This is a genomic window from Enorma phocaeensis (assembly GCF_900186505.1).
Lineage (GTDB): Bacteria > Actinomycetota > Coriobacteriia > Coriobacteriales > Coriobacteriaceae > Enorma > Enorma phocaeensis.
Window position 1 is genome coordinate 499,722 of the sequence record NZ_LT891969.1, and the last position, 12,331, is coordinate 512,052.

The following is a 12,331-nucleotide window of genomic DNA, read 5'->3' on the forward strand; positions in this document are numbered from 1 at the left end:
GCAAACGGTAGCTATCCTACCGTGGATGGTTCCGTGCATCAGGTAATAGGACTTATGCATACAGGTGGGTAATAATGCTAGGGAGGTGTACGCCCGCGAGGAAAGGATGGCTATGGCGGACTCGAAGACCCTGGAGCATATCGACCAGTGGGTTGAGGATAACTGGGAAGATGTAGTCAAGGATATCGAGAAGCTTGTGAACATTCCCAGTCAAGAGGACCTCGATCATGCAGGTGAAGGTATGCCCTATGGCCCCGGCCCCTTGAAGGCGCTTGAAGCGGGTCTTGAAATGTGCGAGCGCATGGGAATGAAGGCGGCTAATCACGAGGGTTATGTCGGGACAGCTGATTACACCGGCGAGAATGACGATAAGAAGATCTGCATCATCGGTCATCTCGACACCGTTCCCTGCGGACCCGGCTGGTCTCAAGACCCCCATAAGATGACCCGTCGTGATGGCTATCTCATCGGTCGTGGCACTCTAGACGATAAGGGACCCTTCGTCGTCTCCGCCTATGCTGCAAAGTATTGGCATGAGCAGGGTTATCAGTTCCCGTATACGCTGCGTTTCATCCTCGGCTGCAACGAGGAGACCGGATTCCTTGATGTTTACTACTACAAGGAGCATTTCGAAGAGCCTGCGTTCATCATGAGCCCTGATGCCGAATACCCTGTCTCTGCAGGAGAGAAAGGCATATACCAGGGCGTCTTCACTTCGGGACCGATCTCAGATGGCAAGATCGTTTCTTGGAATGCCGGTGAGGCGCCGAACGCGATTCCCTCGGATGCATTCGTCGTTGTCAATGCCGATATTTCCAAGCTGCCAACATGTCAGGGCATCATCCTTACCGATGAGGGGAATGGAAACGTCCGCATCGATGCCAAAGGCAAAGGCGGTCATGCTGCAAAGCCCGAAGGGACCAAGAATGCCATCGGCATGCTTGTCGACTACATGCTCGATAACGACCTCGTCTCTGAATCTGAACGACAATTCCTGAACCTGCAGAAGACGCTTATCGATGATTACTCCGGAGAGGGCGTCGGGGTCAAAGCTGAGGATGATCTGTTCGGACCCCTTACCATCATCGGCGGAACTGCCTGGAAAGATGATGACGGCACCCTGCATCAATCATGTGATTCCAGGTATCCGACGACATTCAGCTGCGAGCAATTCGAGAAGGCGCTTTCGGAGACCGCTGCTCAATTCGGTGCCACCTATGAGACCGACAGCGACACGGTTCCGTTCTGGATCGACCCCAACGGCCAGGAAGTCCAAAGGCTGACCAAGGTTTATAACGATCTCACCGGTGAGAACCGTAAGGCCTACACTCTCGGAGGTGGAACCTATTGCCGTGAATTCAAGAACGGAGCAGCCTTTGGTGTCGAGATGCCCTGGCGCAAAGATCCTGACTGGGTTGGCGGTATGCACGGAGATAACGAAGGCATCTCTGAGTACGCATTGAAGCTAAGCCTGAAGTGCTACATTCTCGCTATCAAGGAGATCATGGAGATCGATTACTAGCCCTCACCGTTCTGAATTCAGATTGCCAGCGGTTTTGTAAACAACAGGCAATGAGCCCCCATCAACGATGGGGGCTCTACTTCTAAAACGCTGGAATCTAGGCTCTAACCTTTACGGCGATCGCCCTCATCATGCTCATCATAACCAATGTACTTGAGGTAGCCCATAAGGTAGGCTTTTGCGGAAAAGGCTATCACAGCATTACGAACCAGCAACGATTCCCGGGTGACTAGCGAAGCGGAATCAGGGGCAGGGGAGGCTTCATTCGAAAATGCTCCACGCACCGCTCCTTCGAGTTCACGCGCTACGTAATCATATGCGGTTTCAGCAGTATACGTTACACGCTGAATGTGAAATAGCGAAGAGATCGCATGGATGGATAGCACCTGCTTGAATACGCAGATGACTATGAGCCGGGCAATCTGCTCGCGTCCATAGAGCTTCTTATGAGGAGGAGCGATCAGACCAAGCTTTACATAGTTGTTCACCATGGAAGGTGTCAGCCAGTCTCCGTCGGCGCAATCATCAAGTGGATGCAACACCTGCTCGACCGTTCCGATTACTTGGTCGCGATAGAGCTCCACTGATGGAAGGTCCTGATAGCGCGGCATGTGGAACGAAGCAAGCAACTGCGCAAGATTGGACTGAAGATATGCATCAGGCAAGATGGTCGGAGCTATATCATCTTGAGTGATCTCGGGAGCATTGCTCGACATCGGGATTACGGCCTTCGACGTGCTCATAAGAACTCCTCATTACGATTCGCCGCTCAGTGCAGGATTCTCGGAATCAACTAAGTTAGATTTTAGAGCTATGTCATCTTGTTTAGGATACTATGTTCTTGCACATTTTAGATAACATAACTCTATAATCTAATTGTCGTCATCCGGTCGAAAGGACCCTGCCATGAGTTGGGCAATCGTAGCAGATTCCAGTTGCAATCTCCGTGGTTATACGCCTCAGGCTGCTGATACAAAATACCTCTTTGCACCTCTGAAGATCAACGTGGGTGGTGAGGAGTTCATCGATAACGAGCATCTGGATGTAGCCGAGCTCAATCGTCGAGTCGCTGAGGAGGAGGCTGCAAGCTCTAGCGCTTGTCCAAGCGTAGGGGAGTGGGCGGAACTGTTCCGGACCGCAGACAATGTTATCGCGATCACCATCTCGGCAAATCTATCAGGAAGCTACGAAGCTGCGGTAATGGCACGCGAGCTTGTTCTAGAAGAGGGCCCGCGCAATATCTTCATCGTAAACTCGCGTGCTGCAGGAGGTAAGCTGGAACTGCTGGTTTATCTATTAGATCGGTACCTAACTGCTAATCCAGATGCGACGTTTAACCAAGCAACAGCATATATCACCGATGTTGAGCAGTCCTCAACCGTGATGTTCTCTCTTTGCTCATATGAGAACCTAACGAAGTCGGGCCGTATGCCAAAAATGGCGGGAATGCTCGCGAATAAGCTCAGCATCAGGATCTTGGGCATCGCTAGCGATGAGGGGACCATCAAGGTCCTTGGTCCGTCGCGTAGCCAAAAAAAGATTTTCTCGAAGATCATTTCCATGATGGAGAGTCAAGGATACAACGGAGGTCCGGTCTTTATCGATCACGCCTTCAACGAGACCAGTGCACAGGCGTTGGCTTCAAAGATCTCTGAAAAGTGGCCATCGGCTGAGATCCTATGCTTGCCCTGCGGAGGCCTTTGCTCATACTATGCAGAAACAGACGGTCTTATCATTGGATATGGTTGGGGGGTCGCAAGCCCGCAAGCATAGGGCGAGCGTCTATACAATCAAGATATCGCGTGAATATGAGAGGGTCTTCAGGCCCTCTCATTCTTATTATCTATGTACAACTCAACTTTACATAAGATATATTATCCTGAACAACAAGAACAGTAGGAAGAATTTACTTGTAGACGAGTGTCATCTGACACTAGATCCGCAATGAAGCACCCATAGCCAGCCAATTTGGGCCTCTCTTCAGGTTATATTCTACTGCGCTTGCATTTCTTCAGATTCAATTTGGTTTTCTCAAAGATCCGATCGTGAATCAGAATCATCAACACTGCGGTTCTTACAAATGCTAGAGACTGTATAAAGATCTTTGCATCAATTGAAGGTCACTGCGATCATTCACGAGCGGCTTGTCGATTCAATCATATAAGCCTTACGCATGCCCAGGAAGAATATAAACAGAATGATATCGACCTAACGATCGTCTTTCATACATGCTTCTTCGACCATATTGAGCATTTCATCTATCCTTAGAACCCGCTAACGGTTAGGTGCCTAACTGTTATTACTTTCTAACATTGTGCAAACTGTCATTTCTACCTCGAGTCTAAAGGCTCCTTTAGTACACATGCCTAAGAAGAGTTTCCTCAAAAAACAAAAATGCCGGAAGCAGAAGCTGCTTCCGGCATTACTAGAATCCTATTGTGGGCAATCCCCTATGCAGTGATGGTCATCAAGAAGTACACCAAGAAGGCAATTGCTGCGACCCACATAAGAGGACGAACCTTCTTAACATTACCGGTAACTGCGGACACGATCACATAGGTAATGAAGCCAAGGCCAATACCATTCGAAATTGAATAGGTGAACGGAATGCCCGCGATAATCATGAACGCCGGGAACGCCTCAAGCGGATCGGACCAATCGATATCGATAACGTCGCTCATCATGAGGAAGCCGACGAACACAAGAGCACCGCAGGTCGCGGCCGAGGGAATGCAGTTGATAAGGGGCGAGAAGAATGCTGCGAGCAAGAACAGGATGCCGGCAAAAATCGACGTGAGTCCCGTACGGCCACCGTCTGCAGCGCCGGAAGCAGATTCAACGAACGTGGTGATCGAAGAGGCACCGAGGAAACCACCTGCAATGGCAGCCGAGGAGTCAACGATTAGAATCGGCTTGATATCCTCAACCTTGCCGTCATCAGTAAGGAAGTCGCCCTGCTTGGCAACTGCCATGGCGGTACCCATGGTGTCAAAGAAGTCGCTCATCATAAGCGAGAATGCCATGAGCAAAAGCGTAGGCGTGGTAACGACCTCGATGATGCCCATCACTCCGGAATTTTCGCTGACCTGGAACGGAGCGGCAAAGGTGGTGAAATCAAGCGGTGCAACCACACCGGCGGGCATCGGGGTAACGCCCAGGGGAACGCCGATCACGGCAGAGATGATGATTCCCCAAAGCAATGCGCCCTTAACCTTCATGGCATACAGGATGACGGTGAGGATGATGGAGATGACGCCGACGACAAACGTGAAGTTATAAGCGCCCTCCTCGCCAACAATTGAGCCGAGCGCAACGAGCGTGTCCGCGTTTGCTACGATGACGCCGCCATCCTTAAGGCCGATCATTGCGATGAAAAGGCCGAGACCGATCGAAATGCCGTGGCGAAGCGATACAGGAATGGCATCCATGATGGCTTCACGAAGTCCGCAGAGGACGAGCAGGAGAATCGCAACGCCCTCGACGAAGATCACTGCCATCGCGGTAGGCCAGCTCACCCCCATGCCAAGGCAAAGCGTGAAAGCAACGATAGAGTTGATTCCCATGCCCGAAGCGCAAGCAAGCGGACGGTTGGCGAACAGGCCCATGGCAATGGTCATGATCGCAGCGCCGATGCAAGTCGCAGTCACAGCAGCGGTCTCGGGAATCCCAGCTGCTGAAAGAATGCTCGGATTGACGATGATGATGTAAGCCATTGCCAAGAAGGTGGTCAGGCCGGCACGAAGTTCGGTGCCGGTGGAAGAACCACGCTCACCTAGCTTGAAGAACGTTTCCATAAACTCCCCTTTTCCTTGGATAGTTCTTCTAGTACCTATGCTCAAGGACCGTTACACGGTCCCACTAGAGCCAAAGCCCCCCGTTCCTCGGTCGGTCTCGTCCAATTCGTCAACCTCGACAAGATCGACTATCGGAACTCGCTGAATGACGAGCTGCGCGATGCGCTCGCCGCGTTCTATATGGATTGCTACCTTTGGATCAAGATTTATGCAAATGATCTTGAGCTCACCACGATAATGCGAATCGATGAGACCTGGAGTGTTAGCTATAGAAAGGCCGAGCTTCAATGCCATTCCGCTTCTTGGTTGAACGAACCCTGCGTATCCTTCCGGCAGGGCAATAGCAAGACCGGTAGGCACGAGCACGCGACAATGGGGTTCGATGATCATATCGTCATTTGCACGAAGATCAAGACCCGCATCGCCCTCATAGGCATAAGAAGGTATCTGGACGCTCTTATCGAGACGTTTGATACGCACCGCAACACGATCCAAGCAAATCACCTCAATTTATCGAGCTCGTGCACGAACTCCTCGACATTCTTAAAATCACGATAGACCGATGCGAATCGAATGTAGGCGACCTTGTCGATGCGTTCGAGACGCTTGAGAACCATATCCCCGAGCTCGTGAGATGAAACCGCTCGCAAGGTCCTCCCCCGAAGTTCGAGCTCAATATCGTCAATTAGACCATTTAGCTGCGCGATATCTATATCTCTCTTAGATGTTGCGCGCATAAGGCCAACAAGGAGCTTGTTCCGGTCAAACGGTTGAGTAGAGCCATCGCTTTTGATGACTTCTATAGGATCCTCGCAGCGTTCAAAAGTAGTGAAACGATATCCACAAGAGCGGCATTCGCGACGTCGCTTGATGGCATTTGTGGCATCTTGCATGCGCGAATCGACCACACGGGTGTCATCGCCACCACATTTTGGACAGCGCATGAAGCATCCTCCTAACAACAACCGGTTAAGAATAGCACATCTCGAAATATTGGGCTTATCTACTACCAGATGTTGTAAGGAGGAAACGATACGGCAACCATTCTGAATCTTTTGACGCGTTAGATGTCCGAAGCGACGAGCAACTCCATACCAGGTTGAAGGGTGGCATGATCCAGATCGTTCCAAGCTCGAATAAGCTCAGTGGTTTCCTGCGTGGTCATACCGCTCACGGGATGTTCCTCCGCGAGAGACCAAAGGGAATCGCCTTCGAAGACCTCAACATATTGCGTGGGGGTTGAGTCAAGTGCGTTCTCGAATGTGCTGCGGCTTCCCTCTGCAACTGAAAACATCGCAGCAAGCATGGCGGACACCAGCACGAGAACCGCGAACGCTGCCAGCACGCTTGACAGTAGCGAAGAGTGCTTCGGTTGAACATATGGAAGGTCGTTTGACTTGCGATGACGAGGAGACGGCAATTGATATATCTGTGTTTCAAAGCGAGGGTTTGCAATAGACAACGATCTCTTTGGAACGGATAAAGCGAGATTACCGTCGATATAGTCTCCCCTGTTCATATTGCGTCTCCTCTCTCTTGTTCGATGAATCTGTTATAACGGCTCGCGAGGACAAAATGTCTAGCGCAAGAACGCGTGTTCGTATATTATTATCTTCGAACAGTTGTTCCTGTCAAGAAGAAATCGAACAGTTGTTTGTATGAGAGGAGCTCCGATGGCACGTAAGATTTCGAAGCGCCAGCAGCAAATTTACGATTTCATCCGTTCCTACCAACTTGAAAAGGGATATCCGCCGAGCGTTCGAGAGATGGCTGCCGCTGTAGGCCTTTCTTCACCTTCGACGGTGCATGCACACCTAAGCGCCCTCGAGGAACGCGGCCTTATTAAACGCGATGCCACCAAACCCCGTGCCCTCGAGCTCTTCAACGAGGACGGCTCTTCGGTAAACCTTGCCGATGTCAAGGAGTCTCCTGATCGTGGCACCGTTTCATTGCCTTTGGTCGGCCGCGTTGCCGCTGGTATGCCCATCCTTGCAGAGCAGAACGTCGAAGATACATTCACGCTTCCTACTGAAATCGCAACCGATTCTTCTTCTTTCGTTCTCGAGGTCCATGGCGACTCGATGATCAATGTCGGCATCTTTAACGGTGACTACCTCGTTGTCCGCGAGCAAAAGAGCGCAATGAACGGAGAGATCGTGGTAGCCATGATCGATGGAGAAGCCACGGTAAAAACTTTCTACAAGGAACGTGGCCGCGTTCGCCTGCAGCCTGAAAATGATGCCATGGAGCCGATCTATGCCGATAACCCGCAGATTCTCGGCAAGGTCGTAGCGCTCATGCGACGCCTAGGCTAGAGCGTCTCATACTATGAGCCGGGCCACGATTGACAAGCCAGCGTCGCAGCGTCTCATCTTCCTCGATGAGATACGCGGGTTCACCATCATCTCGATGGTTCTGTTTCATGCGGCTTATGACGCTGCGTACATATACGGGTTCGATCTCTCCTGGTTCGAGAACCCTACCATTCAGTCCATTTGGCGGTCTTCCATAAGCTGGGTCTTCTTGCTCCTTGCCGGTTGGATGACGGCATACTCGCGCAATAATATCCGGCGCTCTATTCGCTATGCCATCTGCGCCTTGCTGGTATTCGCAGCGACAGCGATTGCAAGCGTAGATACGGCTGTGAACTTCGGAATACTATTCTGCATGGCAGGTTGTACAGCGATATACGCCTTCATTGGAAAGAAGGTGCGCAGCATTCCACCGATACCCGGCCTCATCGTTGCGTTGCTGCTCTTCTTCCTAACTTATTCCATACCTTTGAGCCGTTATCCCGTCGAGGGGTTCGCTTGGCTAGGCTTCCCCTCGCCGACATTCAGCTCTGGAGATTACTATCCACTAGTTCCGTATTGCTTTATGTATTTCGCTGGCGCATTTGCTCAAAGCAGTTTCAGCAAGACCTTCCATGATGAGCCACCCGCGTTCATGGTAGAAACCCATTGCTCCATATTGGCAAAGATAGGAACGAGAAGCCTGATCATTTATCTCGCTCATCAGCCTCTCGTCATCATGATCTTCGAGATCGCCCGGTTATTTGCTTCGTAAATGATTCAGTGCGCCCGATAGCGCTCGAGCGTGTTCGCAAAACGCATAGGAACCTTGACGGTGATACGGGTCCCATCTTCAGTATATTCTTCCTGCAAGACCGTACCGCACTCATGGAGCGTCCTGAGTAGCCTGCCCTCCTTATAGGGGACAACTAGATCCAGAAGCGTATCCAAAGCAGACGCCTCAAGAGAAATGCGCCCGACAAGATCATCTATTCCATCGCCAGTCGCAGCAGAAACAAGGACGCCCTGCGGGAACAAGCGAATCAGATCACGACGCTCCAGCTCATCGATGAGATCACCTTTGTTCAATACGATACATGAGCGAACTTTATCTGCACCGATCTCTTCAAGGACACGGTCAACAGCCTCAAGCTGCCGAATTAGATTGCAGTCAGATGCATCGACGACCTTGAGGAGTAGATCGGCATCGCGTACTTCTGACAGAGTCGATTTAAATGCATCGACTAGGCCATGCGGTAGCTTCTGGATGAAACCGACGGTGTCGGTGACGGTCATTGAGCGGCCACCTGGTAGATGGTAAGCTCGTGTGGTCGGATCGAGGGTAGCAAAGAGCTTGTCCTGCGCTAAGACGTTCGATCCAGTCAACCGATTGAGCAGCGATGACTTTCCAGCGTTTGTGTAGCCAGCAAGGGCAACTCTAAAAGCCGGTGAGATAACGCGTTCCTTCGACTGAACGCCGCGGCGCTTCTCGACCTCTTTGAGCTCGCGCTTAACAACGGCGATTCGATTTCTTACAAGTCTGCGATCGACCTCGAGCTGCGTCTCACCTTGGCCAAAACGGCTTCCAATGCCTCCACGGGTCTGCTCTTTAGCAAGGTGGCTCCACATGCCGCGCAAACGGGGAAGCAGATACTGCAGCTGAGCGAGCTGAACCTGCAAGCGTCCTTCTCGCGTCTGTGCGTGCAAACCGAAAATGTCTAAGATGAGCGCCGTTCGATCAATGATCTTAACCGGTTCGCCGACAGCTTTCTCAAGAACGCTTTGCTGAGATGGCGTCAGGTCATCATCAAAGATGACGACATCTATATCAAGCCGATGTACAAGACCGATCAGCTCCTCGAGCTTGCCTGATCCGATAAAGGAGCGAGGATTTGGTCGATCGAGACGCTGGGTTAGGCGGCCAACCGCAAGAGCTCCAGCAGTATCAGCCAAGCGCTCAAGTTCATCAAGGGATCTCTCGACAGGCCAGCGCAGGTCACGCTGCTCTACACCTACCAGAAGAGCTCGTTCAGGCTCCAGTTCTGTGGTTACGAACGGAAAACGGCCCATCTACTCCCCCACCGAAGAAAGAATATGATGCGCAGCGCCCTCTATCGACAGCTCGTCCAAATCAAGCCAAACAATGCGCTCGTCGCGTCTGAACCACGATAATTGGCGTTTAGCATACCTGCGGCTACGACGCTTAATCGTCTCGATTGCATCAGGGATTGTGCTACGGCCCTCAAAGGCTTCAATAAGCTCCTTGTAACCTATTGCCTGTCGAGCAGTTAGAGCTGGGCCGGCGCCCACGCTTAACAATCGCTTGACCTCATCGAGAAGGCCGCATTCCATCATCGCATCGACACGCCTATCGATTCTCGCATACAGGCGCTCGCGATTCATGCTGAGTCCAAAGTAGAGGGCACCATAATGCTCGCGAGGCTTGGAGAAGCCAGCGCGTTGCTCAGAATAAGACACGCCGTCATCCAGCATCTCCAAGGCCCTGATAACCCTCCGAACATTATGCGGATGTATGCAAGCGGCGCTAGCAGGGTCGCGCTCGCGAAGAAGCGAGAAAACAGCCCCAGGACCCTCTGCATCTGCAATAGTCTCGTAGCGGGATCGGGTTTTATCGCCCAGCTCGCCGGCGGGAAAGACCATCTCATCAAGGGCAGCTCGAATATAAAGACCGGTTCCGCCGCAAATGATAGGAGATTTACCCTCAGATAGCATACGGTCGATAACGATTCGCGCGTCGCGCTGGTAAAGCGCGGCAGAATATGTCTCGCCGGGATCAACGATATCGACGAGATTGAGCGGGACGAGACGTTCGCCAACCGGTGTCTTAGCTGTTCCAATATCCATACCGCGATAGACTTGCATTGCATCGGCAGAAACAACCTCTGAACCCAAGTCCCTCGCAACGAGGTCAGCTACAGCGCTTTTACCTACCGCGGTAGGCCCAACGATGGCGATTACCAGCGGAGTCATCGCGCTGCGCCGACAACGCTGCCGGAGAGGTACCACGTCCGTGCACGATCTACGCGCACATCAATGATCTTGCCAACCAAATCATCGATACGCGCTCCTTCCGGAAGAGGCGCATGAACGGTCTGATTCTTTGGGCTCTTGCCCTGCAGGACGGAAGAATCCTTCTTCGAAGTTCCCTCGACAAGGACCGGAACAACCTGATGGAGCTCATGCTGATTGAAGGCGAATGCGGTATCCTCGATGACTTTGACGAGTCGATCGAATCGATCCTGGATGACTTCACGAGGCGTATCATCGGGCATCTCGGCTGCAGGAGTACCCTGCCTTCGTGAATAAATGAAGGTAAAAGCCTGGGAATAGCCAACGGCCTCGGCAAGAGAGAGGGTCTCGGCAAAATCATCCTCTGTCTCACCAGGGAATCCTACGATGATGTCGGTTGTAAGGGCGATATCGGGAATCCGCTCGCGCACCGCATCGACGAGCGATAGGTAATCCTCTCGCGAGTACTTTCTATTCATCAGCTTGAGGATGCGCGTCGAACCGGATTGCACCGCGAGATGAAGATGCGGCATCACAGCGGGAACCTCCGCCATGGCATCGATAGTCTCGGGAAGCAGGTCCTTGGGATGCGACGATGTGAAGCGAATCCGCTCGACACCGGTCTCCCCCACCTTGCGAAGCAACTCGGCAAACCTTGGAGCGCCATATCGATCGCGCCCAAACGAATTAACATTCTGCCCCAGCAGGGTCACCTCGCGGACCCCCGCCCTGACCAAACCGGTTACCTCGTCCACGACCTCTTCGATAGAACGGCTCTTCTCGCGTCCGCGAACATATGGAACGATGCAATACGAGCAGAAATTATTGCAACCCGTCATGATGGGCACCCATGCATGATAGGAGTACTCACGATGCCAAGGCATGGTCAACGCGGCGAGAGACTCATCCTCAGCGGTAAGGATATGGCGCTCTGAGTCCTCAAACGCCTGGGCGATGAGCTCGCCAACATGCGCGATAGCATGAGTGCCGAAGATGACATCGACGTTATCGACATTGGTTAAAAGGCCTTCGCCGTCACGCTGCGCAATGCAACCGCCGACCGCGATAACTCGCTTTCCTGATGGAGCGGTTGGAAGGCTCTTGCAGGAATTGCACTGGCCATAGAGCCGTTGATCGGCAGCTTCACGCACGCAGCATGTCATGAAGATTACGATATCGGCATCGGCTGGATCACCGACGAGTGAACAACCGAGCGAGTCTAGCAGCCCGGACACCCGCTCAGAATCATGAAGATTCATCTGGCATCCGAACGTGCGAATGAAGTAGGTCTTTCCGCGAAGCGCGTCTGAAATACCTTGCGTATCCATATCAGTGCACCGTCATCTTGTCTATTGAAACATCATCGATCTCTGAACCCTGATAGGACAGGGGGTGTACGAACACGGCAAGCCTAATCGCCGTGCGTGATTCGCCGTTGATGAGAATATCGGAAAACGTAGGGGCGCAAGAGATATCGAAACCAGTTGGGATAAGAAAGCCCCGTGCTATTGCCATGGCTTTTATTGCCTGGTTAACCGCACCCGCTCCCACGCATTGGATATTGACGGGCACGCCATCCTTTACCATACCGGCGATGGCTCCAGCGACCGAGGCCGGCGAGGATTTGCTTGATACCTTCAGATAATCCATGTACGTTTTCTCCAGCGATTATAGTGCGAATATGCAGCTATTTG

13 protein-coding genes are annotated in these 12,331 nt (G+C 52.1%); 4 read left to right on the forward strand and 9 right to left on the reverse strand.

Going from position 1 to position 12,331, the window contains the following annotated elements; all coding sequences use genetic code 11:
* The first annotated feature begins 112 nt into the window (after nt 1–112).
* Nucleotides 113–1,522, forward strand: a complete 1,410-nt coding sequence (locus C1717_RS05195; protein WP_180965844.1) for a Sapep family Mn(2+)-dependent dipeptidase — start codon at nt 113–115, stop codon at nt 1,520–1,522.
* A 104-nt stretch (nt 1,523–1,626) separates the two neighbouring features.
* Here the strand turns inward: C1717_RS05195 and C1717_RS05200 are convergent, their stop codons facing one another.
* Complete coding sequence (locus C1717_RS05200) at nt 1,627–2,265, reverse strand: DUF1836 domain-containing protein (RefSeq protein WP_245859485.1); 639 nt, start codon at nt 2,263–2,265, stop codon at nt 1,627–1,629.
* A 163-nt stretch (nt 2,266–2,428) separates the two neighbouring features.
* On the opposite strand from C1717_RS05200, the gene C1717_RS05205 reads away from it, so the two are divergent.
* Complete coding sequence (locus C1717_RS05205; RefSeq protein WP_102372136.1) at nt 2,429–3,295, forward strand: DegV family protein; 867 nt, start codon at nt 2,429–2,431, stop codon at nt 3,293–3,295.
* A gap of 677 nt (nt 3,296–3,972) precedes the next feature.
* Here the strand turns inward: C1717_RS05205 and C1717_RS05210 are convergent.
* From C1717_RS05210 to C1717_RS05225, 4 genes are all read right to left on the reverse strand, one after another.
* Nucleotides 3,973–5,316 carry an NCS2 family permease gene (locus C1717_RS05210; protein WP_102372137.1) on the reverse strand — a complete coding sequence of 448 codons (1,344 nt, stop codon included), beginning with the start codon at nt 5,314–5,316 and terminating at the stop codon, nt 3,973–3,975.
* 51 nt (nt 5,317–5,367) lie between these two features.
* Nucleotides 5,368–5,817, reverse strand: coding sequence for a dUTP diphosphatase (gene dut, locus C1717_RS05215; protein ID WP_425430939.1), 450 nt, complete (start codon nt 5,815–5,817; stop codon nt 5,368–5,370).
* Nucleotides 5,817–6,260 carry a transcriptional regulator NrdR gene (gene nrdR / locus C1717_RS05220; protein ID WP_102372138.1) on the reverse strand — a complete coding sequence of 148 codons (444 nt, stop codon included), beginning with the start codon at nt 6,258–6,260 and terminating at the stop codon, nt 5,817–5,819. The genes dut and nrdR overlap by 1 nt, the downstream gene beginning before the upstream one ends.
* Before the next feature lie 119 nt (nt 6,261–6,379).
* Nucleotides 6,380–6,835, reverse strand: a complete 456-nt coding sequence (locus C1717_RS05225) for a LysM peptidoglycan-binding domain-containing protein (protein WP_102372139.1) — start codon at nt 6,833–6,835, stop codon at nt 6,380–6,382.
* A 154-nt stretch (nt 6,836–6,989) separates the two neighbouring features.
* On the opposite strand from C1717_RS05225, the gene lexA reads away from it, so the two are divergent.
* Both lexA and C1717_RS05235 read left to right on the forward strand, forming a co-directional pair.
* Nucleotides 6,990–7,631 (forward strand): transcriptional repressor LexA, encoded by a 642-nt coding sequence (lexA, locus tag C1717_RS05230; RefSeq protein WP_102372140.1) that lies wholly within the window; start codon nt 6,990–6,992, stop codon nt 7,629–7,631.
* Between the two features lie 13 nt (nt 7,632–7,644).
* Nucleotides 7,645–8,382, forward strand: coding sequence for a heparan-alpha-glucosaminide N-acetyltransferase (locus C1717_RS05235; RefSeq protein WP_102372141.1), 738 nt, complete (start codon nt 7,645–7,647; stop codon nt 8,380–8,382).
* A gap of 5 nt (nt 8,383–8,387) precedes the next feature.
* On the opposite strand, the gene hflX is transcribed toward C1717_RS05235, so the two are convergent.
* From hflX to C1717_RS05255, 4 genes are read right to left on the reverse strand one after another with little or no spacing between them, the layout of a single operon-like run.
* The gene (hflX, locus tag C1717_RS05240; protein WP_102372142.1) at nt 8,388–9,677 is read right to left on the reverse strand and encodes a GTPase HflX; all 1,290 of its coding nucleotides are present in this window, start codon (nt 9,675–9,677) and stop codon (nt 8,388–8,390) included.
* Nucleotides 9,678–10,598, reverse strand: coding sequence for a tRNA (adenosine(37)-N6)-dimethylallyltransferase MiaA (gene miaA, locus C1717_RS05245; protein WP_102372143.1), 921 nt, complete (start codon nt 10,596–10,598; stop codon nt 9,678–9,680). It abuts the gene before it with no gap.
* Entirely contained in the window at nt 10,595–11,965 is a 1,371-nt protein-coding gene (miaB, locus tag C1717_RS05250; protein ID WP_102372144.1) for a tRNA (N6-isopentenyl adenosine(37)-C2)-methylthiotransferase MiaB, read from the reverse strand. The genes miaA and miaB overlap by 4 nt, the downstream gene beginning before the upstream one ends.
* Before the next feature lies 1 nt (nt 11,966).
* Nucleotides 11,967–12,287 (reverse strand): stage V sporulation protein S, encoded by a 321-nt coding sequence (locus C1717_RS05255; RefSeq protein WP_102372145.1) that lies wholly within the window; start codon nt 12,285–12,287, stop codon nt 11,967–11,969.
* Nucleotides 12,288–12,331 lie beyond the last annotated feature (44 nt).

Excerpts from the sequence above, each read along its gene's own strand:
- C1717_RS05195 (WP_180965844.1), top strand. The coding sequence starts at position 113 with ATGGCGGACTCGAAGACCCTGGAGCATATCGACCAGTGGGTTGAGGAT.
- C1717_RS05200 (WP_245859485.1), bottom strand. The coding sequence starts at position 2,265 with ATGAGCACGTCGAAGGCCGTAATCCCGATGTCGAGCAATGCTCCCGAG.
- C1717_RS05205 (WP_102372136.1), top strand. The coding sequence starts at position 2,429 with ATGAGTTGGGCAATCGTAGCAGATTCCAGTTGCAATCTCCGTGGTTAT.
- C1717_RS05210 (WP_102372137.1), bottom strand. The coding sequence starts at position 5,316 with ATGGAAACGTTCTTCAAGCTAGGTGAGCGTGGTTCTTCCACCGGCACC.
- nrdR (WP_102372138.1), bottom strand. The coding sequence starts at position 6,260 with ATGCGCTGTCCAAAATGTGGTGGCGATGACACCCGTGTGGTCGATTCG.
- C1717_RS05225 (WP_102372139.1), bottom strand. The coding sequence starts at position 6,835 with ATGAACAGGGGAGACTATATCGACGGTAATCTCGCTTTATCCGTTCCA.
- lexA (WP_102372140.1), top strand. The coding sequence starts at position 6,990 with ATGGCACGTAAGATTTCGAAGCGCCAGCAGCAAATTTACGATTTCATC.
- C1717_RS05235 (WP_102372141.1), top strand. The coding sequence starts at position 7,645 with ATGAGCCGGGCCACGATTGACAAGCCAGCGTCGCAGCGTCTCATCTTC.
- hflX (WP_102372142.1), bottom strand. The coding sequence starts at position 9,677 with ATGGGCCGTTTTCCGTTCGTAACCACAGAACTGGAGCCTGAACGAGCT.
- miaA (WP_102372143.1), bottom strand. The coding sequence starts at position 10,598 with ATGACTCCGCTGGTAATCGCCATCGTTGGGCCTACCGCGGTAGGTAAA.
- miaB (WP_102372144.1), bottom strand. The coding sequence starts at position 11,965 with ATGGATACGCAAGGTATTTCAGACGCGCTTCGCGGAAAGACCTACTTC.
- C1717_RS05255 (WP_102372145.1), bottom strand. The coding sequence starts at position 12,287 with ATGGATTATCTGAAGGTATCAAGCAAATCCTCGCCGGCCTCGGTCGCT.